Raw genomic sequence first — 23,974 nt, 5'->3', positions numbered from 1 at the left:
GCACAGCTTGGGCTGAGCACAAAACCAGTGGGAGCGGGCGTGCCTGCGAAGGGCCGCAAAGCGGCCCCAAGAGATTCATTGGCTACGATGATTTCAGACTCTTCCTACGGCTCGGGGCTGGCAACTCCACCCTCCTGCGAAATACCCTACAACCTCTGTCGACACGCATCTGATTGTTCCTGCAAATCCCGCCCTCTAGGCTTTGCCTGTCGCTGACGGTTCAGCGATCGGGTGTGGAAACCTGGCAGTACATATGGTGCTTGTTGTCATGACAGCTGTACGCGGGAGGCTTTCGCCTACCGGGTTTGCCATATGCCTGGATTTCCACTCCGTGTGCAGCTGTCACCCCAACGTGTGGAAACTGACGGGTGGCACATAACGATATGGTGCCCAATCGATGACCGACGAAACCAAAACCACCCCAGGCGTAACCTATTTCTACCAAGGCGAAGGCCAAACCCATCCGCTGTTCCGCATAGCCGAAGGCATTCCCTGCCGCAGTGCCCGCGAGCAGGCCTCCGAGTTGATGGGCTATGCACGGGACTTGTCGCTGACCGGTTTGATGGATGGCGACCAGCAAATGATGTGGGCATCGCATTACTTCGCTGCCATGGCCAAGGCGCTGCTGGATGATGCCGAGTTGGGCTTGATGCGCTGACTTTTGTATTGGCTGTACCGGCCCCTTCGCGGGTAAACCCGCGAATTAGCTGTGCGCTCAGCTTTTTCTGAAACATGTTTGTGTCTCATTTGATCAGCTTCATTAGGTAATATGCCGCTACCCAGGCAATGCCAACAGTATTTAGCGAAGATGCAATGAGTATTTTTCTTCTTAAATACCTGGGGAATTGTAAGTGGTCTTGCTCATCCAATAGCCCAAGGCGAATGCTGGAGGCGGGGGATCCAATGGCACCGGCGATTACAGAAATAACTAGAATTCTGGAACCAATTCTTTGCTCTCCCCACATGCCGGTCGCAAATGGAAGGCACGCGCTACGTTGGAGTGCTGAGGTCATTTCTTTATATTGGCGAGAACAGGCGATGTGAAGGTCAGCTACAAGCCCGATTAAAGCGAGGCAGATAGGAGCGCCTAACAGAAATAATCTTATTTTTACGTCAAGGTGATCAATCATCTCCAAAGACCTCGAAGACTAGTTCGCCTAGCTCCTCGCCTGCTTCCATACCACCGATGCTGCCGGCCAAGGCGCCTCCACCAGTGATCACTATTCCACATGCAACGGCGTAGGGTCCGACTCTCCAGCAAACCTTCGCAGAAATCCTGCCCGCGAGTTTTCCTGCCAACCAGCCACCCGCTAAGCCACCGGAAAAATTACCTGCCTCAGTAACGCTGACTTTTTTACAGGCATGTGTGTTGCCCTCTTTGCACACCTCAGAAATTTTCATAGCAGCTCCGCTACCGCCGATAGCAGTGCCAATACGCCCTCCGGTTTTTAAATATTTAGCCATTTTGGCCAGCTTGTCCAAATGTGTCGAGTAACCAGGGATGTGGCTCGGCGCCCCTGCTTTACTCCAGTGGTGTACTAAGCTTCTTGACGATATACCTAAATCCCGGCGGAGGTTTTCATGATTTCCAAGGTTGAGGCGTTTGTTTAAAAGGGTGGCTTTTAAGTTTGCACTCAGTTGCGTGAACAGTTTTTGACGTTCCGCAAAGAACTCAGGGTGCCTAAGGTGCCCATGCTTGATGAATTGATCTTTATGCAGGTCTTCAATTTTTCGCAGTATGTCGCTGAGTTCATCCAGCGACTTGCCAACCATCGCCTCACTTACCCCCATCGCCAGGCTCACATCGCTGAGCAACCCGGCAATCTGGGCCTGATGGCGCATCATGAACTCGGCCTCTTCTGGCGTCAGGCTCGCCAACGCTTCCCGCGCCTGTTTCGCCGCACTCATTGCAGTCAGTTCTTCACGCGTACACACCGGCCGCTGCAACCCGTCGCCAATGACAAAGATCTCACCTGCCTTGAACCCACGCTGATAGGTCGGGTTCAGTCGTTCCAGAATCGAGCTAGGCAGGTTGGCCTGCGGCGCGCCGAGTTCTGCCAAGACTTCCTGATACGTCATGCAGCGCGGAACGATGTAGAAGCCAGGCTCCATGCCCTGCGCTGTTTTTGAGGGCTGATGTGCCCCAGGTTGATAGCTGCTGCTTACTTGGTTACTCGCTTGGGCCTGTGGTGGTGCCTCATGAACAGGCTCAGGTGCAGGCGCCCTGCGCGGCGGCGCAGGTGCATATCCACTTGCAACCAGGCGATTGCTGCCCGATGGGCACCCGCATTGCACCAGCGCACCATCCAGAGCAGTGGGTATGTCGTCCTGCCGCCAACGAGATTCGCCCTCGATGATGGTGCCCGCTTGTCCACAGAGCGGGCAGGGTGTGGTCGGGTCGCCTTGAAGAAGCCAGTTGCGGCCATGCACGCGGCCCCTGGCCCGGCTGGCAATACAAACAGCGCCTGTGGTGGTTTGGTCGCCCTCAAGGCCCTGGTATCGGCCGAAGATGTTCATGCGCATGCTCATGGCTTGCCTCTTTTTTGAGGATGAAAGCCAGGAACCTAGCAGCCTGTAGACGGGTATTTTCGGAGCAGGGGGGCTTTAGGAAGCGTCCTACAGGGGATAGAGAATTGGACTACAAGCCTTGCTGGGTGGCACCGCCTGTCAGCCCTGATGCATTCCCAAGGCATGCGCCACCCCCACCACACGTTTAGTCATTAATGCCTCTTTGACTCCCCGGCAAGCAGTGCTTCACTGGGTCTCTCAAGCCTACCCGGATCCAGGAGCCCCCCGATGAACCTGCACCAGTACGCTGAAACCCACGAAGTCACCAACCAGCCACCGTCCCTCGACGGCGCCAACCTGTACCGCCTCGACCTGCCATTGCAGGAGTGGTCACGGCGTTTCGGCGCGGGCTGGGCCGAGTCGCGGATCGATGCCTATGGCGCCCTGGCGGGGGGGCCGCTGATGCAGGCAGGTTTCCTGGCCAACGCGCACAAGCCGGAGTTCATCAGCCACGACCGCTACGGCCATCGCATCGACCTGGTCGAGTTCCACCCGGCCTACCACCAGCTGATGCGCACCGCCGTCGAGCACGGTCTGCCTTCCTTGCCTTGGGCCGAACCCCGCGCTGGCGCCCATGTGGCACGGGCTTCGATGACCTACCTGCACAGCCAGGCCGAAGCCGGTACCGGCTGCCCGCTGACCATGACCTTCGCCGCCGTGCCGGCGCTACGCCTTCAGCCCGAACTGGCCGAGTACTGGCTGCCGAAAATCCTGGCCTGCGAATATGACCCGCGCAACGTCGGCGACCGGCACAAGGCCGGGGTCACCCTGGGCATGGCCATGACCGAGAAGCAGGGCGGCACCGATGTGCGCGCCAATACCACGCGGGCGTATCCGGTGGGCGCACCTGGCCCGGGGCAGCCGTACGAGCTGGTCGGGCACAAGTGGTTCTGCTCGGCGCCGATGTGTGATGCATTCCTGACGCTGGCGCAAACCGAAAAAGGCCTGAGCTGCTTCCTGCTGCCGCGCCACCGCCCGGACGACAATCGCAACCAGTTCTATATCCAGCGCCTGAAGAACAAGCTGGGCAACAGCTCCAACGCCTCCAGCGAAGTGGAGTTCCGTGGTGCGCTGGCGTGGATGATTGGCGAAGAAGGGCGGGGTGTGCCGACCATCATCGAGATGGTCGCCATGACCCGTTTCGACTGCATGGTGGGCTCCAGCGCCCTGATGCGTCAGGCGCTGACCCAGGCGACCCACCACTGTGCGTACCGCAAGGTCGGCGGGCGGGTGTTGAACGAGCAGCCGCTGATGCAGAACGTGTTGGCCGACCTGGCCCTGGAGAGCGAGGCTGCACTGGCCCTGAGCCTGCGCATGGGGCAAGCGCTGGAGCAACTGGACGACCCGCAGCAGGCGCATTTCGCCCGGTTGGTCACGGCGGTGGGCAAGTACTGGATCTGCAAGCGCGCGCCGGCCATGATCAACGAGGCCGCCGAATGCCTGGGCGGTGCGGGTTATGTCGAGGACAGCATCCTGCCGCGACTGTACCGCGAGGCGCCGGTCAATTCGACCTGGGAAGGCTCTGGCAACGTACAGTGCCTGGATGTGCTGCGGGCCTTGTCCAAAGAGCCGGGCGTGCTCGATGCGCTGTTCACCGAATTGGGCGATGGGCATGGGGATCCGCGCCTGGCGGCGCATATCGGCAACCTCAAGGGGGCATTTGTCGACACCGGCGACATACAGTACCGCGCGCGGCAGCTGACCGAGGATATCGCCCTGGCGCTTCAGGCCAAACTGTTGCTGGAGGCGGGCAATGCGGTGGTCAGTGACGCGTTCATCGGTAGCCGGCTGACGGGTGGTGGACGGGTGTATGGGGCGCTGCCTCGGGGTGCCGATGTGCAGGCACTGGTGAGCAGGGCAACACCTGCCTGGCCGAGTTGAGCTGGCTTTGAAGGGCTCACCGCCGGCAAGCCAGCTGCCACAGGTCATGCACAAGGTTCGATGCCGGTGGAGTACTTGTGGCAGCTGGCTTGCTGGCGATGAGGCCGGTACTGACCGCCGGGGATGTAATTGCCACGAAACGCAGGCAAGATGGCCCACATGCATGTCCAGACAGGAAGCACAGTGTGAGCCACGCTTTTGTAGTCGTTGATACCCCCGAACAGGCCGTCGACCGTCTGGCGGCCCTGCATGAACAGGCCACGGGGGCCCTTAGCCAGGCCCTCAAGCGATACCTGAAGGACCGTACCGAGCCGGGCGCCGACGAGCGCGACCTGTTCCGTTACCCGGCACTGCGCCTGACCTACTACAGCCACGGTGAGGTTGCCGCCACCACGCGGGCCTATGCCAAGGTCCAGGTGGCCGGCACTTACAGCGTCACCGTCACCCAGCCCGCCGCGTTTCGCGGCTACCTGCTGGAGCAACTGCGCCCACTGATGCACGACTACACCGTCACGGTAGAAGTGGGCATCAGCGAGCAGAACATTCCCTACCCTTATGTGGTTGACCAGGGTGACGAACTGGCCGGCAGCGGTATTACCGCCGCGCAGCTGGCACGGGTATTCCCCAGCACCGACCTGTCGGCCGCCACCGACAACATCGCCGATGGCCTTTACGACTGGGACCGTGCCGAAATTTTCCCACTGGCGCTGTTCGACGCCGCGCGCGTCGACTTTTCGCTGCGCCGCCTGGTGCACTACACCGGCAGTGACTGGCGCCATGTGCAGCCGTGGATCCTGCTGACCAACTACCACCGTTATGTCGACCAGTTCATCAGCCACGGTCTTGAGCAACTTCGCGACGACCCGCGCTTCGTGCGCATGGTGCTGCCGGGCAACGTGATCATCGAAAAAGCCATGGACCATGGTGAAACCCAGGCCCTGGTCGCCAGCGTGATCTGGCACCGCTACCAGATGCCGGCCTACCACCTGATCGCCGCCGATGGCGACGGCGTGACCTTGGTCAACATTGGTGTCGGCCCATCCAACGCCAAGAACATCACCGACCACCTGGCCGTGCTGCGTCCGCACTGCTGGCTGATGATCGGCCACTGCGGCGGCCTGCGGCAGTCGCAAACCATTGGCGACTACGTGCTGGCCCACGCCTATATGCGCCGTGACGGCATTCTTGACCGGGTAGTGCCGCCGAACATCCCGATTCCCGCCCTGGCCGAGGTGCAGATGGCCTTGCAGGAGGCTGCCGCGCAGGTCACCGGTGAGCGTGGCGAACAGCTGAAAAAGCGCCTGCGCACCGGTACCGTGCTGACTTACGACGACCGTAACTGGGAGCTGCGCTGGGCGCAGGAGCGTCCGCTCATCAACTTGTCGCGCGCCGTGGCGGTGGACATGGAAAGCGGCACCATTGCCGCCCAGGGTTATCGATTGCGCGTGCCGTACGGCACCTTGCTGTGTGTGTCCGACAAGCCGCTGCACAGCGAGATAAAGCTGCCAGGTTCGGCCAACGCCTTCTACAACCGGGCGGTCAGCCAGCACCTGAAGATCGGCATTGCGGCCCTCGACCTGTTGCGCAGCGAGCTCAACTCGCTGCACTCGCGTAAACTGCGCAGCTTCGATGAGCCGCCGTTCCGCTGAGGATCCATGTCACTGCCACCCCGTAACAAGCCGCGCCGTCCCCAGGCGCGGCCTGCCGCCGGCCCGCGTCGCCAGCCCAAGGCGCCACCGGCCGAGCCGCGCCTGATCCTGTTCAACAAACCGTTCGACGTGCTGACCCAGTTCAGCGACGGCGAAGGGCGCGCGACCCTCAAGGACTTCATCGACATCGCAGGCGTGTACCCGGCCGGCCGGCTGGACCGTGACAGTGAAGGCTTGCTGTTGCTGACCAACGATGGCGGGCTGCAGGCGCGTATTGCCGACCCCAGGCACAAGCTGGCCAAGACTTACTGGGTGCAGGTGGAGGGGGAGCCGAGCGACGAGCAGTTGCAGCGTTTGCGTAATGGCGTGGAGCTGAACGATGGGCCGACCTTGCCGGCCGAGGCACGGCGCCTGGAAGAACCCGAACTGTGGCCACGCAACCCCCCGGTGCGCTTTCGCAAGAGCGTGCCGACCAGCTGGCTGGAACTGGTGATCCGGGAGGGGCGTAACCGGCAGGTACGGCGGATGACGGCGGCGGTTGGGCTACCGACCTTGCGCCTGGTGCGGGTGCGGATCGGGGATTGGGCGCTGGATGGGCTGGAGCAGGGTTGCTGGCGCGAAGTAGTTCCGAAGCTACAGCGATAAGGGGGGCCGCTTTGCGGCCCATCGCGACACAAGGCCGCTGTGACAGGTACAGGGCCAGCCTCAGGCATGTGTATTCCCTGTTGGAGCGGTCTCGCGTCGCGAAAGGAGCGCAAAGCAGCCTTACACCCCTTCGAGAAACCCCACTACCACGCTCTTGATGATAAAGGCCAGCACCCCCAGCCCCAGCACGAAGAACAGGATCAACGTCCCGAACTTGCCGGCCTTGGACTTTTTCGCCAGGTCCCAGACGATGAAGCCCATGAAACCGATCAATACGGTGACCAGGATGATCATCATCCACTCTTCGAATACGGCGGGATCCATCTGTGTTCTCCAGGCAGGCTGAGCAGCTGATTATACGCGGGCTACCGTGGGTATTTAACGCAGGTGGGTCAATGGCAGCTCGGTGCTGGCCAACACCTGGTTGAGCACAAAGCTCGAACGCACGCTGGTGACGCCCTCGATGCGGGTCAGGCTGCCTAGAAGCAGTTTTTGGTAATGGTCCATGTCTGGCACCACCACTTTGAGCTGGTAGTCGGCATCCATCCCGGTGACCAGGCTGCATTCAAGCACCTGCGGCAGGACACGGATGGCCGCCTCGAAGGTTTCGAAGCGCTCCGGGGTGTGGCGGTCCATGCCGATCAGCACGTAGGCGGTCAGGCTCAGGCCCAGCTTCTTGCGGTCGAGCAGGGCCACCTGGCGCGAGATGTAGCCGTCGTCCTCCAGTTGCTTGACCCGACGCGAGCATGGCGACGGCGACAGGCCGATGCGTTCGGCCAGTTCCTGGTTGGAAATGCGCGCATCGCGCTGCAATTCGGCGAGGATGCTCAGGTCGTAGCGGTCAAGTTTGCTCATGGCATTTGCCTTTTCTGTACGTATTGCGGCGAATTATCAATCCAGGGTGAAAAATTGCGCAAGTGCTATTTATCTGAGCAATCTTCGCAATCCTCTGCCGCAACCTCTCCGGTATCTTTATCAACAGAATCACTGCCCGGACATCAGTCCACGGCGACGCGCTCTAGGCGGGCGGTCGCGGCCAGCCATCCAACAGGATGCGCCAGGCCCCCGGGCTACACACCCTTCAGAAGACGGTGTGAGGTGAGCCGGCGCCACAAGTGCCGAGCACGGACGACAATTTCAGAAGGGAGGCCCTGCGGCCTCCCTTTTTTCTGTCTGGAAATTTAATTGGCCTGGGTGGCCGTCACGGTAGACTGGCTGTGATTGCAGCATTTTCTACCGAGAGGAACACCATGAAGTCGCGCATCTGGCAGTTGGCAGGTGTTGGTTTGCTGGGTTTGAGCATCAGCCTGGGGGCTTTGGCCGAAGGGCCGGGTGAGGGGCATGGCGAACGAGGCCAGCAAGGGCAAGCAGATGGTATGCCCGGCCGCTCGCTGAACTCACGCGACGAAGTGCGCCAGACCCAGCCGCCAAGGCAGGGCTACTACCAGGACATTCCCCGGCGCCATGGCGATAACCGTCAATGGGAAGCCGGCGGCCCTGGGCAACGCCCGGGTGGTGATTGGCAGGGGCGCCCGGATGGCCATGGCAACGGCTGGGGGCCTGGGCCGCAGTATCGCCCGGGGCACACGGTGGATCATTTCCCCGACCGCTACTGGAAAGTGCCCTACCGTGGTGCTGACTACTTCTACTCCGGTGGCTACTGGTATCGCCCGCATGGCGGCAGTTACATCGTGGTGATGCCGCCTTACGGCGTGCGGATCAATTACCTGCCGCCCTATGCGCAGGAGGTATGGCTGGGTGGTGCGCTGTTCTTCCTGGTGGCGGACACCTATTACCAGTATCTGGCTGACAGCCAGGAGTATGTGGTGGTCAACCCGCCCTCCGTCGCGCCGGCACCCGTACCGGTGTCACCGGCCAACGGCGGGTACGACGTGGTGGCTTACCCGATGAACGGGCAGGGGCAACAGCAGCAGGAGCAGGACCGCTACCAGTGCCATCGCTGGGCGGTGAGCCAGTCGGGATTCGACCCGGCGACGGCGACTTACGCACCGGCGGCCAATGTGCTCGACACCTATCGCCGGGCGCTGGGTGCCTGCTTCAGTGGCCGGGGTTACAGCATCAACTAAGCCAGTTGTGCTGTCGGTCCCGGCCCTGTCGCCGGCAAGCCAGCTCCCACAGGTATTGCGCATGCCCTCAGGCCGGTCACGCCTGTGGGAGCTGGCTTGCCGGCGATTTGCAGATTCACACCGGGTCGGCGTGCACCATCACATCCGCTTGTGGATAACGCTGGCGGATCACCCGCGACGCCTCCACACACAACCCATGCGCGTCATGCAGCGGCAACTGCCCCGGCAGCTCCAGATGCAACTGCACGAACCACTGATTACCCGACACCCGCGTGCGCAGGTCATGCACACCTTTCACGCCGGGTATGGCCAGAACCAACGTGCTCATGTCTTCGCCCACATCGCCGGGCAGTTCCTTGTCCATCAGTATCGACGTACTTTCGCGGGCAATCTGCAATGCGCTCCAGAGGATGTAGCAGGCAATGCCCAGGCCGAACAGTGCATCCAGTTGTGGCCAGCCAAAGCGTGCCAGCAACAGGGCCAGCAGAATGCTGCTGTTCAGCAACAGGTCCGAGCGGTAGTGCAGGGAGTCGGCCCGTACTGCGGTGGAGCCGGTCAGGCGAATGACCTTGTGCTGCAGTGCCAGCAAGGCAAGCGTCAGCACCAGTGACAGCAGCATCACTGCAATGCCGACACCGGTGTCGCCCAAAGGCTGCGGCGTGTGCAGGCGTTCGGCCGCCTGCACGCCAATCAGCACCGCACTGACGCCGATGAACAGCGCCTGCGCCATACCGGCCAAGGCTTCGGCCTTGCCATGGCCAAAACGGTGGTCGTCGTCGGCGGGGCGCAAGGCGTAGTGCACGGCGAGCAGGTTGATAAACGACGCGACAGCATCCAGTGCCGAGTCGGTCAACCCGGCCAGCAGGCTGACCGAGCCGCTCAGCCACCAGGCCAGGGCCTTGCTCAGCACCAGGATACTGGCCACCGCCAGTGAGGCGCGGGTGGCCAGGCGTAGCAGGCGCTGGTGTTCGGCTGGGGTGATCATCCGTGGTCAAGTCCGTGTGTGGGGTTCAGGCTGCCGGCACCAGGCCCAGGCTGGCCAGCTGTTCGACGCTGCCGCGGTGCTGGATCAGCCGTGGGTCGTTCAGCGGCAGGCGCTGGCCCAGTTCGCTTTCGAGAATGGCCTGCAACTTCAGGTTGTCGACCTTGCCGTCGGGGCTTACCGCTTCTTGCAGCTTGGCCGGGTCGACCTGGGCGGTGCGGCCACCTGGGTAGTAGATGGCGCCGGTGGCAAAGTCGATGCCGAAGGCAATCAGCCCCGGGATCACGTAGAACAGGATGCCGATGGCGTCCATTGCGGCTACCACGGGGTCGATCTTGCCGCCGATCTGGCCGCGCCGGTCCGGGTAGAAAATGGTGCCGCAGGCCGTCAGCTGGGTCAGCAAGGTGGCGATGAGAGCGCCGCCGATGACGCGGGATGGGATGCGCATGTAAATCTCCGAGAGGGTTTTCAGCAGGGCAAGCGAAGCGCCTGCGCCTGAAGCTTAAGACCATGATAGAGCAGGCTGGGTTCGCCGTTATACTCGCCAGATTGTTCGAGGACCACCATGATTTCATTACCGATCGATGCCGTCTTGCCTGCCTTGCGCCAAGCCCTGGAAAACCGTCACGAAGCCGTGCTCGAAGCGCCACCCGGCGCCGGCAAGACCACCCGCGTGCCGCTGGCGCTGCTGAACGAGCCGTGGCTGGCCGGGCAGACCATTCTCATGCTCGAACCCCGGCGCCTGGCGGCGCGGGCGGCGGCCGAACGGCTGGCCAGTGAACTGGGCGAGCAGGTCGGTGAAACGGTGGGTTATCGCATTCGCCTGGACAGCAAGGTCGGGCCGAAAACCCGTATCGAGGTGGTGACCGAAGGCATTCTTACCCGCCGCCTGCAAGCCGACCCGGCGCTGGAAGGTGTGGGCCTGCTGATCTTCGACGAATTTCACGAGCGCAGCCTGGATGCCGACCTGGCCCTTGCCCTGAGCCTCAATGGCCGTGAGTTGCTGCGTGACGACCCGCCACTGAAGATCATGCTGATGTCCGCAACCCTGGAGGGCGAGCGCCTGTCACGGCTGCTGGATGAAGCCCCGGTGGTCAGCAGCGAGGGCCGCATGCACCCGGTGGATATCCGCTGGGGGCGGCCTTTCCAGCCGGGCGAGTTCATCGAGCCACGGGTCGTGGACAGCGTGCTGCAGGCCTTGGCCGAGCAGACGGGGAGCGTGCTGGTGTTCTTGCCCGGCCAGGCCGAAATCCGCCGGGTGCACCAGAGCCTGCAGGAGGCACTGGGCGAGCGGCCGGAGATTTTGCTGTGCCCGCTGCATGGCGAACTTGACCTCAATGCCCAGCGCGCAGCCATCGACCCGGCGCCCAAGGGCCTGCGCAAGGTGGTGCTGGCCACCAATATCGCCGAGACCAGCCTGACCATCGACGGCGTGCGCGTCGTGATCGATGCCGGCCTGGCCCGGGTGCCGCGGTTCGATCCTGGCAGTGGCATGACCCGGCTGGACACCCAGCGTATCTCCCGCGCCAGCGCCACCCAGCGCGCCGGCCGTGCCGGCCGGCTGGAGCCGGGCGTGTGCTACCGGCTGTGGTCCGAGGCCCAGCATGACCAGTTGGCTGCCCATGGCAGCGCCGAAATCCTCCAGGCCGACCTGGCTGGTTTGGCCCTGCAACTGGCGCGTTGGGGCGTCGCACCTCATCAGTTGCGCTGGCTCGACCAACCGCCCAGCGCAGCGTTTTCCCAGGCTCAGGACCTGCTGGCGCGCCTGGGGGCATTTAAACCGGGCAGCCGCGACAACCTCAGCGATCACGGCCAGGCCATGGCCGAGCTGCCGGCTCACCCACGTATCGCCCATTTGTTGCTGCGTGGTCAGGGCCTGGGTTTGGCCGCCATGGCCTGTGATGTGGCGGCGTTGCTCGGGGAGCGGGATATCCAGCGTGGCGGCGGTGCCGACCTGCACAGCCGGCTGGCGTTGATCAGCGGCGAGACCAAGGCCAGCCGAGGCGGCCAGGGTGGCGTGCAGCGCGCCCGGCAGCTTGCGCGTCAGTACCGTGGCCTGTTGCGCGGCAAGGCCAAAGCCGCCGTCGCTGACCCTGATCACCCGCGCTGGCTTGGGGCCCTGCTGGCGCTGGCCTATCCCGACCGGGTTGCGCAGCAGCGGCGTGAAGGGGGCGCCGAGTATCGTCTGGCCAACGGCCGTGCAGCCTTGTTCGGTGAGGTCGATGCGTTGATGAAACACCCGTGGCTGGTGATCGCCGACCTGGGCAGCCGCCAGGGCCAGCGCGAAGAGCGTATCTACCTTGCGGCAGCATTCGACCCGGCGCTGCTCGATGATGTGCTGGCCGAGCAGGTAGAACGCGTCGATCTACTCGACTGGGACGAGCGCGAGCAGGTGCTGCGTGCCGAACGCCAAACCAAAGTGGGTGAGCTCATACTAAGCCGCGAACCACTGACCGGCCTGGGTGATGAAGCGCGCGCCAAAGCGCTGCTCGGCCTGGTACGACGCAAAGGCCTGAACCTGCTGACATGGACACCGGAACTGCGCCAGTGGCAGGCACGGGTGGCACTGTTACGCCAGCTGGACCTGGACAGGGGCGGGCAAAGCGAATGGCCCGACCTGGGTGACGAGGCGCTGCTCGCCAGCCTGGAAGACTGGTTGCAGCCCTACCTTGGCAAAGTGTCCCGCCTCAGCCACTTCAGCGCGCTGGACCTGCCGTCGATACTGCGCAACCTGCTGCCCTGGCCGCTGCCGCAACGCCTGGACGAACAGGCACCCGCGCATCTGGCCGTGCCGTCCGGCTCGAACATCCGCCTGGACTACAGCGAAACCCCGCCGATTCTTGCCGTGCGCCTGCAAGAACTGTTCGGCCTTGCCGACACCCCGCGCATTGCCAATGGCCGGCAGCAGGTCAAGTTGCACCTGCTGTCACCGGCACGCCGACCCGTGCAGGTGACCCAGGACCTGGCCAATTTCTGGCGCACCACTTATGCCGAGGTAAAGAAAGACCTGAAAGGGCGGTACCCCAAGCATTACTGGCCGGACGACCCGCTGGTGGCCGAGGCTACAGCACGGGCCAAGCCCAGGGGGACGTGACCGTAGCCGGGCTGGTGGTCAGTCGGCTTCACCTTCCAGCAGCATGAACAGGCGGTACAGCACCACAGTGCTGAACAGCTGCAGGAAGCCGCTGAGGCTGTCCATGGCCAGCTCCATGCCGGGCGATGGCTCGGGGAACGCCATCAGCAGCAGCCCGTCGATCAGCCAGATCGGTGCCAGCACTGCCAGCACGCAGATCATGATGCGCATGAAGTGCCCGGTAGTCATGCGGGCGCTTTCGCGCATCGACTGCACCACCGGCAGGCCGCGCAGCACCAGCAGGTACTCGGCGAACACCAGGTTGATCATGATCCACACGCCCGGGAAGATGAACAGCGCAAGGCCGGCCATGATCAGCAGCGAGCTGATCAGGATCAGCAGGGCCAGTTGTGGCCATAGTTGCAAGGCGCGGGCGAACAGGTCGCGCTTGCCGATGTCCTGGCCGTTGCTGCGGGTGTGCAGGTAAAGAATCAGTGCCGCACTGTACAGCGGGTAGAACAGCAGGCTGACCAGCATGCCGTAGGCCGGCGATGCCTGGTCGCCCATCTGCCGGTACAGCAGCTGGGTGAGCAAGGCTTCCAGCACCACCAACGGCAGGCACAGCTGGAGAATGTTCGGCAGGTGGCGGCGGAAGAAGTACAGGGAGTCGCGCAGAACGCTCAGCGGATTCATCAGTCAACATCGCATGGCAGTAAAAACAGGGGCATAACTTTAGCCCAAAGCAGGCGGGGGGCTGTCACTTGCTGAAAAAAGTTTCACGGCGCCGGTGATTGAATCCTGTGCCGCTACACCCCATCTTTGACGCTGTCCGTTGTCACGCTACCCCACGAGGTCGCCCCATGAACACTGAAGAACAAACCCTGATCGACGGCCTGTTCGGCCGCATCAAGCAAGCCGAAGACCCGAACCAGCCGCGTGACGCGCAGGCCCAGGCGTGCATCGAGCAACACCTGCGTCAGCAGCCGGCGGCGCCTTACTACATGGCACAGGCAATTCTGGTGCAGGAGGCGGCAATCAAACGCCTCGACGAGCAGAACAAGCAACTGGAGGCCGAGCTGAAGCAGGCCCGCGCCCAGGCCGAGGCCGCACAAGCCGGTAACAGCGCACCAGGCAACGGCGGCGGTGGCTTCTTGTCCAGCATCTTTGGCTCGGGCGGGCGCAGTGCGGCCCCGGCTGTGCAGCCTCAGCGCCCTTCGGCGCCGCCTGCAGCATCCGGCGGTGGCTGGCGCGAGCCGTCGGCCCCAGGTTTCTCCCAGCCTCAGCCTCAACCTCAGCCGCAGCAGCCTGGCTTTGGCGCTGCGCCGGCGCGCAGCGGTGCCAGCAGCTTCCTCGGTGGGGCCATGCAGACCGCAGCCGGTGTGGCCGGTGGTGTGTTGCTGGCGCAGGGCATCAGCAGCCTGTTCAACCATAACTCGCAGCCGGAAGAGGTGGTCGAGGTGATCAAGGAAGAGCCAGCACCGGCCAGTGACAGCGGCGGCTGGAACGACCAGGGCGGGCAGCAGCAGGTGGCTGACAACGGTGGTTGGGGCAGCGACCAGGGCGGTTATGCCGACACCGATTACGGCAGTGACGATGGCGAGTTCTTCTCGGACGACGACTCGTACGTCTGACAGGTCTGGCATACTGCTGGCAATTCTGGGGGCGCTTGGCGCCCCTTCGCGGGCACGCCCGCTCCCACAGTGACATGTACGACACCTGTGGGAGCGGGCGTGCCCGCGAAGGGCTGCGCAGCAGCCCCCGGTATCCCAGGCCAGACATGAGGTTCCCAGGTGAAAAAGATCGCGCTGTTCGCCGATGTGCAGAACCTCTACTACACCGTGCGCCAGGCGCACGGCTGCCATTTCAACTACACCGCGTTGTGGGCTGACGTCAGCCGTGAAGGCCAGATTGTCGAAGCGGTGGCGTATGCCATCGACCGTGGCGACAGCAAGCAACAGCAGTTCCAGCAGATTTTGCGCAACCTTGGTTTCGATGTCCGCCTCAAACCCTTCATCCAGCGCAGCGATGGTTCGGCCAAAGGGGACTGGGATGTGGGTATTACCCTGGATGTGATCGACGCGGCCAGCCGGGTCGACCAGGTGGTGCTGGCCTCTGGCGATGGTGACTTCGACCTGTTGCTGGAACGGGTGATCCAGCGCCACGGTACAGAGGCCGTGGTGTATGGCGTGCCTGGGCTTACCGCCTTGTCGTTGATCCGTGCGGCCACCCGCTATGTGCCCATCGAGGGTAAGCTATTGCTCAAACATTGAGGCCCTTTGATGGAACGTATTGCTGTAATCGACTTTGAAACTACCGGCATCAGCCCTGGCGCCGGCTGCCGCGCTACCGAAGTGGCGGTGGTGATGCTGGAGGGCGGGCGCATTGTCGAGCGCTACCAGAGCCTGATGAACGCCGGTGTGCCGGTGCCAGCCTTCGTCGCCGGGCTGACTGGCATTACCACCGCCATGCTGCGCAGCGCGCCGCCGGTGGACAAGGTAATGAACGAAGTCGCCGAGTTCGTCGGGGTCACCCCGTTGCTGGCGCACAACGCTGCCTTCGACCAGAAGTTCTGGGACTACGAGCTGAGCCGCATTGGCCGTAGCCGTAGCCAGTCTTTCGCCTGCTCTCTGCTGCTGTCCCGGCGCCTGCTGCCGATGGCACCGAACCACAAGCTGGGCACTTTGACCCGCTGGGCCGGCCTTCCGGATACCGGTACCGCGCACAGGGCCATGGCCGATGCCGAGATGGCCGCCAACCTGCTGCAACATTTGGTAGGCGAATTGCGCCAGGCCCATGGTGTACAGCAACTCTCGCACGACCTGCTTTGCCGTTTGCAGAAGACCCCGGCTGCGAAAATGCGCGAAGCGCTGGCCAAATACCGTTAGGCAACACTGCCCCTAAACCGGACGCACCACAATTGTGCCGCTCATTTGCGCCCGTTCTGTAACGTACCTTGACCCAGGCAGGCCGTTAGACTGAATGACCCGTAAACGGATTTCGAGTTTTCCCATGCCTGCCTCCCGTCGCTTCCCGTTGTTGCTCATCGGTGCTTTCCTGGCCTTGTACCTGGTCTGGGGCTCTACCTACCTGTTCATTCGCATTGGTGTGGAGAGTTGGCCGCCGATGCTCATGGCCGGGGTGCGCTTCCTGATTGCGGGTGGTCTGCTGTACGGTTTTCTGCGCTGGCGTGGTGCGCCGGCGCCGACTTGGGCGCAGTGGCGGGCGGCAGGGGCAATCGGTTTTCTGCTGCTTAGCTGTGGCAACGGCGGCGTGACCGTGGCCGAGCATGCAGGGGTGGCATCGGGCGTGGCGGCGCTGGCAGTGGCCACAGTTCCCTTGTTCACCTTGCTGTTCGGCCTGTTGTTCGGGCACCGCAACTCGAGATTGGAGTGGGCCGGGATCGCCCTGGGGCTGGTAGGTATCGGCCTGCTTAACCTGGGCTCCAACCTGCAGGCAAGCCCGATGGGTGCGGCGCTGATTGTTTTCGCGGCGGCGTCGTGGGCGTTCGGTTCGGTGTGGAGCAAGACCTTGCCGTTGCCCCAAGGGCCGATGGCCAGCGCTGCAGAAATGCTGGTGGGTGGCGCGGCGCTGTTGCTGGGCAGCGTGCTGTCTGGCGAGCGTATGACGCAGATGCCGACTGCGGCCGGCTGGGGGGCGTTGGCCTACCTGGTGTTCTTCGGCTCGATCCTGGCGTTCAGTGCCTACATGTACCTGCTCAAGCACGTACGCCCGGCGGCGGCCACCAGCTATGCCTACGTTAACCCGGCGGTTGCCGTGCTGCTGGGCATTGTCTTTGCCGGCGAACAGATTGGCGCCGAGGAGTGCGTGGCCATGGCGGTGATTATCGGTGCGGTGGTGCTGATCGGCCTGCCACAGTGGCGCAAGGCACCTGCGCCTGCGCAGCCGTTGGAAGGCGAAATCTGCAAGTAGGCCGGGGTGATGCGGTAAACTTGCCGCCTTCGCTGAACCCCCTGACGGTATTGCCATGAATTTCGCCAAACTCGGCCTGATCGAACCCCTGCTGCGCACGCTGCAGCAGCTGGACTACACCACCCCGACCCCGGTGCAGGCCAAGGCCATCCCCGCCGTGCTGGCCGGCCGCGACCTGATGGCCGCGGCCCAGACCGGCACCGGCAAGACCGCAGGCTTTGCCCTGCCCGTGCTGCAGCGCCTGGCACTGGAGGGCGAGAAGGTGGCCTGCAACTCGATCCGCGCGCTGGTGCTGGTGCCTACCCGTGAGCTGGCCGAGCAGGTGCACAACAACGTGCGCGAGTACGCCGAGAACCTGCCCCTGAGCACTTACGCGGTGTACGGCGGCGTCAGCATCAACCCCCAGATGATGCGCCTGCGCCGTGGCGTCGACCTGTTGGTGGCCACCCCGGGCCGCTTGCTCGACCTGTTCCGGCAGAATGCGGTGAAGTTCAACCAGGTGCAGACGCTGGTGCTGGACGAAGCTGACCGCATGCTCGACCTGGGCTTTGCCGAAGAACTGCAATCGGTGTACGCCGCGCTGCCGCGCAAGCGCCAGACCCTGTTGTTTTCTGCCACGTTCTCTGACCAGATTCGCGTACTGGCGGGGCTGGCGTTGAATGACCCGCTCAGTATCGAAGTGAGCCCGCGCAACGCCACTGCAACCAGCGTCAAACAGTGGCTGGTGCCTGTGGACAAAAAGCGCAAGGAAGACCTGTTCTGTCACCTGCTGCGCAAACAGCGCTGGAGCCAGGTGCTGGTGTTTGCCAAGACCCGTAACGGTGTCGACCAGTTGGTGTCGCGCTTGCTGGCCGAAGGCGTAAACGCCGACGGCATCCACGGTGACCGCCCGCAGGCCACCCGCCAGCGGGCGCTGGACAGCTTCAAGGCCCGCGAGATTCAGGTACTGGTGGCGACCGACGTGGCGGCCCGTGGCCTGGATATCGACGACCTGCCGCTGGTGGTCAACCTCGACCTGCCGATCGTCGCCGAGGATTACGTGCACCGCATCGGGCGTACCGGGCGGGCGGGTAACAAGGGCGAGGCGATTTCGCTGGTGTGCGCGGATGAAGTGCAGTTGCTGGGGGCTATCGAAGTGCTGACCCGGCAGACCCTGCCACGCCATGAAGAACCGGATTTCATCCCTGATCACCGGGTGCCGATGACCGACGCCAGTGGCCAGGTGATCAAGAAGCCGAAGAAACCCAAAAAGCCGAAAGAGAACAGCGCCAAGCGCGGGCTGGGGCGTTGGATGGACAGTGGGGAGCCGGAGCCGGCAGTGAAGGCGGTGCGCAAGGTGCCGAGCTTCAATGGTGGGCCGCGTAAGCGTAAGCCTTGAGATTGATGGGGCCGCTTTGCGGCCCCAAAATTTGTCAGGAAACCCGCGTAACCCACTCCGCCGCCGCCCGCCCGGCACGCAACCCGCTGGCAAAGCAAGCCGTCAGCAGGTACCCCCCGGTCGGCGCCTCCCAGTCCAGCATCTCGCCGGCACAGAACACCCCCGGCATGCTTTTGACCATCAACCCCTCATCCAGCCCCTCGAAGCGTACCCCGCCGGCACTGCTGATTGCTTCATCCAGTGGTCGCGTACGCACCAATGTGATCGGCAAGGCCTTGATCGCCTGGGCCAGCGCCAATGGGTCGGCAAAGGTCGCCTGATCGGTCAGCTCGCGCAGCAGCGCCGCCTTGACGCCATCAATGCCCAGCTGGCTGTGCAGATGCTTGGCCATGGAGCGCGAACCGCGTGGCTTGGCCAGTGCCTGGGCAATGTTGTCCACAGGCTTGTCTGGCAGCAGGTCGAGCAGCAGTACCCCTCGGCCTTCGCGGTTGATGGCTTCGCGCACCGGTGCCGACCAGGCATACACCAGGCTGCCTTCAACACCCTGCGCGGTGAGGATGAACTCGCCTTTGCGCGGCGCGCTGCCGGGGACGCTGAGGGCAATGTTCTTCAGCGGTGCGCCCGCGAATTTCTCCTTCAACAATGCGCTCCAGCCATCCACCTCAAACCCGCAGTTGCTGGGCTGCAAAGGCGAGATATCCACAGCCCGTTCGGCCAGTAATGGCTGCCAGGCGCCATCCGAACCCAATCGCGCCCAACTGCCGCCACCCAGCGCCAGTACCACGACTGCAGCCTGCACCGCGCGCTCGCCCTGTGGATAAGCGATCCGCAAGGCACCGTCGGCATTCCAGCCCAACCAACGGTGGCGGGTGTGGATAACTACCCCGCAGTCGCGCAGCCGCTTGAGCCAGGCGCGCAGCAGGGGGGCGGCTTTCATGTCGGTGGGGAACACCCGCCCCGAGGTGCCGACGAAGGTTTCGATGCCCAGGCTGTGAATCCACTGGCGCAAGGCTTCGGCGTCGAAGCCGCGCAGCAGCGCCTCGACTTCGCCCTGGCGCCCGGCATAGCGTGAAACGAACGCCGGGTACGGCTCGGAGTGGGTGATGTTCATCCCGCCAACACCCGCCAGCAGGAACTTGCGCCCCACCGAAGGCATGGCGTCGAACACCTCGACCGCCAGGCCTGCCTGGGCCAGTGCTTCGGCAGCCATCAGGCCGGCGGGGCCACCACCAATAACGACGGCGAGAGGAGGGGAGGCGGGGTTCAGATCGGACATGGTGGGCAGCAGGCTGTGGAAAAGATGCGCATTCTAGCGCAGCGCTGCCCATGGAAGCACTGGTCAAAAAATGATCATAGTTCTGCAGGCCTTGCGTACAAAGGGCTACAGCGCCTTTCCCGCAGGTTATCCACAAGCGGTTCCACAGTCACTGTGAACAACCGATGACGCGTGCCGCGCTGTGGTGAAGGATGCCATGGCGCCTGGCCAACGCTTCGCGGTCCTTGCTGTAGCCGCCGCCGATCACGCCAACCACCGGGATGTCACGGCCCAGACAATGGCGCAGCACCGCTTCGTCACGGGCGGCCAGGCCGGCGTCAGTCAGTTGCAGGTAGCCAAGGGCGTCGTCCTTGTGCACATCGACGCCGGCGTCATACAGCACCAGGTCGGGTTGATAGAGCGGCAGCAGGTAGTTAAGGGTGTCGTCCACCACCTTCAGGTAGGCCGCATCGCCCATGCCACGGGGCAGGGGAATGTCCCAGTCGCTCTGCGCCTTGCGGGCCGGGAAGTTCTGTTCGCAATGCAACGACACGGTGATGGCCTCGGGGGTGTCGTGCAGGATGCGCGCGGTGCCGTCACCCTGGTGCACATCGCAATCGAAGATCAGTACCCGGTGTACCCGGCCAGCCTCCAGCAGGTAGCGGCTGATCACGGCCAGGTCGTTGAAGATGCAGAAGCCGGCGGGGTGGTCGTAATGGGCATGGTGGGTGCCACCGGCGAGGTGGCAGGCGATGCCATGTTGCAGCGCCATCTCGGCGGTCAGCAGCGAGCCACCCACAGCCCGCACCGTGCGCCGGGCCAGGGCTTCGCTCCAGGGCAGGCCGAGGCGACGCTGGTCCTCGCGGGACAGGTCGCCGTTCATGTAACGCTCGATATAGCCACGGTCGTGGGCCAGGGCGAGGATGTCGTTGGGGCAGATGTCCGGGCGCAGCAATGCCTGGTCGGTGGTCAGCCCGCTGTCCACCAGGTGGTCATGCAGCAGGCGGAACTTGTCCATCGGGAAGCGGTGTTCGGCGGGGAACTCCGGGCTGTAGTCTTCGTGGTAGATCAGCGGCAACGGCATGGGTGGGGTCGCAATCAGGGCCAGTGCTGATCTTGCCATGACGGGTGACTGCAATGGGAGTACCTGTTTTTTTCGCCGGTACTGGCCCTTTTGTGGGAGCGGCCTTGTGTCGCGATTGGGCCGCTCCCACAGGGATCGCGTTTACGTTTGAGGGCTATTTTCCTGTGCTGGCCAATACGCGTTGCCAGTCGGGTTCGTTCAGTCGCCCGAGGATGCGTGCCTTGCCATTGCCATCCACCGACACGAACAGGGCACTGGCATAGCCACTCTCGCGCTCGCCACCCGCAACGTTCTGCTGGCGGGCGAAATGGTCGATGCAGCCATTGTGGGTCACCAGCACCAGGTTGTGGCCGGGGCGCTTGCGTGAGAGTGCTTCACTGGCGAACTGGTTGTCACAGCCTTCCAGCCAGTTCTCGCTGGCCACCGCCTGGCCGAGGATGAAATGCGCGGTTTGCCGGGTGCGCAGTTTCGGGCTGCTAAGCATATCGGCGTTGTCAAGGCCCAGTTGGTGCAACCCTTGGCCAACGCGTCCGGCGGCCTGGCTGCCGGCCACAGTGATGCCGGTGGGGTCGCCCAGGCAGGGGCCGGGGGCGCTGTCGCAGCGTTCGGCGTGGCGGATCATCACGATCACTGCGCCGTCGGCCCAGTCCTGCAGCAGGCCGCTGTCACTCAGTTGTTGCTCGTTACCAAGGTCCACGATATGCGTCCTCGTCGCCAGCCAGGTGGTCACCGCCGCCACGACCATGCAAAGCCCAAGGGCGGCACCGAGGGCTTTGCGTGACAGGCGCCGCTTGCGCCGGGCGTGAATGGCAGGGTGTCCCAGGGTGTTGCTCGATAGCATGTGTTGCTCCGTTGGCGGTGCCGCGGTTGGCGCGGAGGTGGATGGCAGCATCCTGCCAAGTGGCCTGTCGGGGACCGGTGAAGGGCGTGTGAAAATTGCATTTGGCGGCTGCCGGCTGGGTGAACCCCGCGCCCGCGCCTACGCTGTAAACTGCAAGGCGGTAAACCGGAGCAGGCACGATGACCCCCATTCTTGAACTGGAAAGCGCACGGCTGGTGCTGCGTCAATGGCATGACGATGACTTGCGCGAGTTCGCCGCGCTGTGCGCCGACCCACAGGTGATGCGCTATTTTCCGGCGCCGCTGACGCGTGTTGAGGCGGCAGCGTTGATCGGCCGGGTACGCGGGCATTTCAATGAGTACGGCTTTGGCCTGTGGGCCTTGGAGCGCAAGGACAGTGGTGCATTCATCGGCATGACCGGGTTGCTCAATGTCAATTTCGACGCGCCTTTTGCCCCGGCGGTGGAGATCGGCTGGCGCCTGGCACGTCGCCACTGGGGCCTGGGCTTTGCCAGCGAGGCGGCGTGGACCTGCCTGCGTTGTGCTTTCGCCCAATTGCGCCTGGAAGAGGTGGTGTCGTTCACTAGCGAGAGCAACTTGCCGTCGCAGAAGGTGATGCAGGCCATCGGCATGCAGCAGGACCTGAACGGCAGCTTCGAACACCCCCGCCTGCCCGTGGGGCACCCGTTGCGCCCGCATGTGCTGTACCGCATCGACCGCGCGCTTTGGGAGCGCACCCTGCGCGCCTGAACGCACGGCCATGCCCGGTAAGAATGACAAACCCTGTATCATTTGCCTTCATAACGAGCGCTGTAGAGACGTGTTGCCTTGCGAGGAGAACCCCCAATGAGTCATGTGTTGGACGACCTGGTCGACCTGTTGAGCCTCGAATCCATCGAGGAGAACCTGTTCCGTGGACGCAGCCAGGACCTGGGCTTCCGTCAGTTGTACGGTGGGCAGGTGCTGGGCCAATCGTTGTCGGCGGCCAGCCAGACAGTCGAGGACGCCCGCCATGTGCATTCGTTGCATGGCTACTTCCTGCGCCCGGGCGATGCCAGCCTGCCGGTGGTGTACTCGGTGGACCGCGTGCGCGATGGCGGCAGCTTCAGTACCCGACGGGTGACGGCGATCCAGAAGGGCCAGACCATCTTCACCTGCAGCGCGTCGTTCCAGTACGACGAGGAAGGTTTCGGGCACCAGGCGCAAATGCCTGACGTGGTCGGCCCGGAAAACCTGCCCACCGAGGTGGAGCTGGCCCGCGCCATGGCCGACCAGTTGCCCGAGCGTATTCGCGACAAAGTGCTGTGCGCCAAGCCAATCGAGATCCGCCCGGTCACCGAGCGCGACCCGTTCAACCCCAAGCCCGGCGACCCGGTGAAGTACGCCTGGTTTCGCGCCGACGGCAACCTGCCCGACGTACCCGCCCTGCACAAGTACCTGCTGGCCTATGCCTCGGACTTCGGCCTGCTGACCACGGCGTTGCTGCCGCATGGCAAGTCGGTGTGGCAGCGCGACATGCAAATCGCCAGCCTCGACCATTCGCTGTGGTTCCATGGCAACCTGCGCGCCGATGAGTGGCTGCTGTACGCAACAGACAGCCCCTGGGCCGGGAACTCCCGCGGTTTCTGCCGCGGCAGCATCTTCAACCAGGCCGGGCAACTGGTGGCATCGTCGAGCCAGGAAGGCCTGATTCGCCATCGCAAGGACTGGGCATGAGCCTGGGCGAGGTGCGTCACTGGGTGTTCGACATGGACGGTACCCTGACCGTGGCCGTGCATGATTTCGACGCCATTCGCGTGGCGTTGGAGATACCGGCCGAGCACGACATCCTCACCCACCTGGCGGCGTTGCCGGCAGACGAAGCGGCGGCCAAGCATGCCTGGTTGCTGGAGCACGAACGCGACCTGGCGGTAGCCTCCACGGCGGCCACCGGGGCGGTGGAGCTGGTGCGCGAGTTGGCCGGGCGCGGGTGCCGGCTGGGCATCCTGACCCGCAATGCCCGCGAGCTGGCGCATGTGACGCTGGAGGCCATCGGCTTGGCAGACTGCTTCCCGGTGGAGCACATTCTTGGGCGTGACGAAGCGGCGCCCAAGCCAAGCCCGGATGGGCTGCTGAAAATTGCCGGTGCCTGGGGCGTGGCGCCGAGCGAGCTGGTGATGGTGGGGGATTACCGGTTTGACCTGGACTGCGGTCGTGCAGCGGGTGCGCGCACGGTGCTGGTGAACCTGCCGGATAACCCATGGCCGGAGCTGGCGGACTGGCATGCGGCCGATTGCCGGGCACTGAAGGTGATGCTGGGCTGATTTTGTGTTGGCAATGCGGGCCTCTTCGCGGGCATGCCCGCTCCCACAATGGCACTTGCTCCCTGCGCGACAGCGCAGCCCAACTGATTTACTGATTTAGCAATGACTTTGTGGGAGCGGGCTTGTCCCGCGAACCCCGGCGCAGCCGGGGCCATCCATCGCGTCGCCTGCTTCGCGGGGCAAGCCCGCTCCCACAGGTATTGCGCGAGTCTCAGGGCTGTGGTGCCCCTGTGGGAGCGGGCGTGCCCGCGAAAGGGCCGAACCTGTCTATGCTGAACCCCATTCTTTCCTCTGATACG

Annotated in this window: 24 protein-coding genes; 14 read left to right on the top strand and 10 right to left on the bottom strand. The window is 63.6% G+C overall.

The window, feature by feature from the left end:
- Positions 1–397: 397 nt before the first annotated feature.
- Positions 398–658, top strand: coding sequence for a DUF3077 domain-containing protein (locus tag OZ911_RS25550; RefSeq protein ID WP_016501785.1), 261 nt, complete (start codon positions 398–400; stop codon positions 656–658).
- Between the two features lie 85 nt (positions 659–743).
- Here the strand turns inward: OZ911_RS25550 and OZ911_RS25545 are convergent, their stop codons facing one another.
- Both OZ911_RS25545 and OZ911_RS25540 read right to left on the bottom strand, forming a co-directional pair.
- Positions 744–1,130 carry a hypothetical protein gene (locus tag OZ911_RS25545; protein WP_082422026.1) on the bottom strand — a complete coding sequence of 129 codons (387 nt, stop codon included), beginning with the start codon at positions 1,128–1,130 and terminating at the stop codon, positions 744–746.
- Positions 1,123–2,529, bottom strand: coding sequence for a PAAR domain-containing protein (locus OZ911_RS25540; RefSeq protein ID WP_031312434.1), 1,407 nt, complete (start codon positions 2,527–2,529; stop codon positions 1,123–1,125). The genes OZ911_RS25545 and OZ911_RS25540 overlap by 8 nt, the downstream gene beginning before the upstream one ends.
- Before the next feature lie 267 nt (positions 2,530–2,796).
- On the opposite strand from OZ911_RS25540, the gene OZ911_RS25535 reads away from it, so the two are divergent.
- From OZ911_RS25535 to OZ911_RS25525, 3 genes are all read left to right on the top strand, one after another.
- Entirely contained in the window at positions 2,797–4,449 is a 1,653-nt protein-coding gene (locus tag OZ911_RS25535; RefSeq protein WP_016489334.1) for an acyl-CoA dehydrogenase family protein, read from the top strand.
- A gap of 185 nt (positions 4,450–4,634) precedes the next feature.
- Positions 4,635–6,098 (top strand): AMP nucleosidase, encoded by a 1,464-nt coding sequence (gene amn, locus OZ911_RS25530; RefSeq protein WP_070086615.1) that lies wholly within the window; start codon positions 4,635–4,637, stop codon positions 6,096–6,098.
- A gap of 6 nt (positions 6,099–6,104) precedes the next feature.
- Positions 6,105–6,743 (top strand): pseudouridine synthase, encoded by a 639-nt coding sequence (locus OZ911_RS25525; protein WP_016489332.1) that lies wholly within the window; start codon positions 6,105–6,107, stop codon positions 6,741–6,743.
- Between the two features lie 120 nt (positions 6,744–6,863).
- Here the strand turns inward: OZ911_RS25525 and OZ911_RS25520 are convergent, their stop codons facing one another.
- Together OZ911_RS25520 and OZ911_RS25515 are read right to left on the bottom strand one after the other, a co-directional pair.
- Complete coding sequence (locus OZ911_RS25520) at positions 6,864–7,067, bottom strand: DUF2788 domain-containing protein (RefSeq protein WP_003249787.1); 204 nt, start codon at positions 7,065–7,067, stop codon at positions 6,864–6,866.
- 54 nt (positions 7,068–7,121) lie between these two features.
- Positions 7,122–7,598 (bottom strand): Lrp/AsnC family transcriptional regulator, encoded by a 477-nt coding sequence (locus OZ911_RS25515; protein ID WP_016489331.1) that lies wholly within the window; start codon positions 7,596–7,598, stop codon positions 7,122–7,124.
- A 395-nt stretch (positions 7,599–7,993) separates the two neighbouring features.
- On the opposite strand from OZ911_RS25515, the gene OZ911_RS25510 reads away from it, so the two are divergent.
- Positions 7,994–8,830, top strand: a complete 837-nt coding sequence (locus OZ911_RS25510) for a DUF6515 family protein (protein ID WP_070086614.1) — start codon at positions 7,994–7,996, stop codon at positions 8,828–8,830.
- A gap of 115 nt (positions 8,831–8,945) precedes the next feature.
- On the opposite strand, the gene OZ911_RS25505 is transcribed toward OZ911_RS25510, so the two are convergent.
- Positions 8,946–9,815, bottom strand: coding sequence for a cation diffusion facilitator family transporter (locus tag OZ911_RS25505; RefSeq protein ID WP_023048412.1), 870 nt, complete (start codon positions 9,813–9,815; stop codon positions 8,946–8,948).
- 25 nt (positions 9,816–9,840) lie between these two features.
- Positions 9,841–10,260: a periplasmic Zn2+ metallochaperone PmcY gene (pmcY, locus tag OZ911_RS25500; protein WP_016489328.1), complete on the bottom strand. Its 420-nt coding sequence runs from the start codon at positions 10,258–10,260 to the stop codon at positions 9,841–9,843.
- Between the two features lie 117 nt (positions 10,261–10,377).
- Between pmcY and hrpB the strand changes: the two genes are divergently transcribed.
- Positions 10,378–12,906: an ATP-dependent helicase HrpB gene (gene hrpB, locus OZ911_RS25495; RefSeq protein ID WP_060518544.1), complete on the top strand. Its 2,529-nt coding sequence runs from the start codon at positions 10,378–10,380 to the stop codon at positions 12,904–12,906.
- A gap of 18 nt (positions 12,907–12,924) precedes the next feature.
- On the opposite strand, the gene OZ911_RS25490 is transcribed toward hrpB, so the two are convergent.
- Positions 12,925–13,578 carry a YciC family protein gene (locus tag OZ911_RS25490; protein ID WP_023048888.1) on the bottom strand — a complete coding sequence of 218 codons (654 nt, stop codon included), beginning with the start codon at positions 13,576–13,578 and terminating at the stop codon, positions 12,925–12,927.
- Between the two features lie 167 nt (positions 13,579–13,745).
- Between OZ911_RS25490 and OZ911_RS25485 the strand changes: the two genes are divergently transcribed.
- The 5 genes from OZ911_RS25485 (at position 13,746) to rhlE1 (ending at position 18,193) form a co-directional block, all read left to right on the top strand.
- Complete coding sequence (locus OZ911_RS25485) at positions 13,746–14,516, top strand: DUF2076 domain-containing protein (protein WP_070086613.1); 771 nt, start codon at positions 13,746–13,748, stop codon at positions 14,514–14,516.
- A gap of 159 nt (positions 14,517–14,675) precedes the next feature.
- Entirely contained in the window at positions 14,676–15,155 is a 480-nt protein-coding gene (locus OZ911_RS25480; RefSeq protein WP_016489324.1) for a LabA-like NYN domain-containing protein, read from the top strand.
- Positions 15,156–15,164: 9 nt separating this feature from the next.
- A complete protein-coding gene (locus OZ911_RS25475) occupies positions 15,165–15,770 on the top strand; it encodes a 3'-5' exonuclease (RefSeq protein WP_016489323.1) in 606 nt (201 codons plus the stop codon).
- A 124-nt stretch (positions 15,771–15,894) separates the two neighbouring features.
- Complete coding sequence (gene yedA, locus OZ911_RS25470; protein WP_023048887.1) at positions 15,895–16,815, top strand: drug/metabolite exporter YedA; 921 nt, start codon at positions 15,895–15,897, stop codon at positions 16,813–16,815.
- A gap of 55 nt (positions 16,816–16,870) precedes the next feature.
- Complete coding sequence (gene rhlE1, locus OZ911_RS25465) at positions 16,871–18,193, top strand: RNA helicase RhlE1 (RefSeq protein ID WP_023048886.1); 1,323 nt, start codon at positions 16,871–16,873, stop codon at positions 18,191–18,193.
- 34 nt (positions 18,194–18,227) lie between these two features.
- On the opposite strand, the gene OZ911_RS25460 is transcribed toward rhlE1, so the two are convergent.
- From OZ911_RS25460 to pmrG, 3 genes are all read right to left on the bottom strand, one after another.
- Positions 18,228–19,469, bottom strand: coding sequence for a TIGR03862 family flavoprotein (locus OZ911_RS25460; protein WP_023048885.1), 1,242 nt, complete (start codon positions 19,467–19,469; stop codon positions 18,228–18,230).
- A 148-nt stretch (positions 19,470–19,617) separates the two neighbouring features.
- Positions 19,618–20,532: a histone deacetylase family protein gene (locus tag OZ911_RS25455; protein WP_016489319.1), complete on the bottom strand. Its 915-nt coding sequence runs from the start codon at positions 20,530–20,532 to the stop codon at positions 19,618–19,620.
- Positions 20,533–20,686: 154 nt separating this feature from the next.
- Complete coding sequence (gene pmrG / locus OZ911_RS25450; RefSeq protein ID WP_016489318.1) at positions 20,687–21,373, bottom strand: lipopolysaccharide core heptose(II)-phosphate phosphatase PmrG; 687 nt, start codon at positions 21,371–21,373, stop codon at positions 20,687–20,689.
- 179 nt (positions 21,374–21,552) lie between these two features.
- Between pmrG and OZ911_RS25445 the strand changes: the two genes are divergently transcribed.
- The 3 genes from OZ911_RS25445 (at position 21,553) to OZ911_RS25435 (ending at position 23,675) form a co-directional block, all read left to right on the top strand.
- Positions 21,553–22,122 carry a GNAT family N-acetyltransferase gene (locus OZ911_RS25445; RefSeq protein WP_023048884.1) on the top strand — a complete coding sequence of 190 codons (570 nt, stop codon included), beginning with the start codon at positions 21,553–21,555 and terminating at the stop codon, positions 22,120–22,122.
- Between the two features lie 96 nt (positions 22,123–22,218).
- The gene (gene tesB / locus OZ911_RS25440) at positions 22,219–23,088 is read left to right on the top strand and encodes an acyl-CoA thioesterase II (RefSeq protein WP_016489316.1); all 870 of its coding nucleotides are present in this window, start codon (positions 22,219–22,221) and stop codon (positions 23,086–23,088) included.
- On the top strand, positions 23,085–23,675 hold the full coding sequence (locus tag OZ911_RS25435) for an HAD family hydrolase (RefSeq protein ID WP_016489315.1): 591 nt from the start codon (positions 23,085–23,087) through the stop codon (positions 23,673–23,675). The genes tesB and OZ911_RS25435 overlap by 4 nt, the downstream gene beginning before the upstream one ends.
- Positions 23,676–23,974 lie beyond the last annotated feature (299 nt).

Origin of the sequence: Pseudomonas fortuita, assembly GCF_026898135.2 — a bacterium.
In the GTDB taxonomy this organism is placed as follows: Bacteria; Pseudomonadota; Gammaproteobacteria; order Pseudomonadales; family Pseudomonadaceae; genus Aquipseudomonas; species Aquipseudomonas fortuita.
The sequence above is the reverse complement of the archived record's forward strand: the minus strand, read 5'-3'. Positions and strand labels throughout refer to the sequence as shown.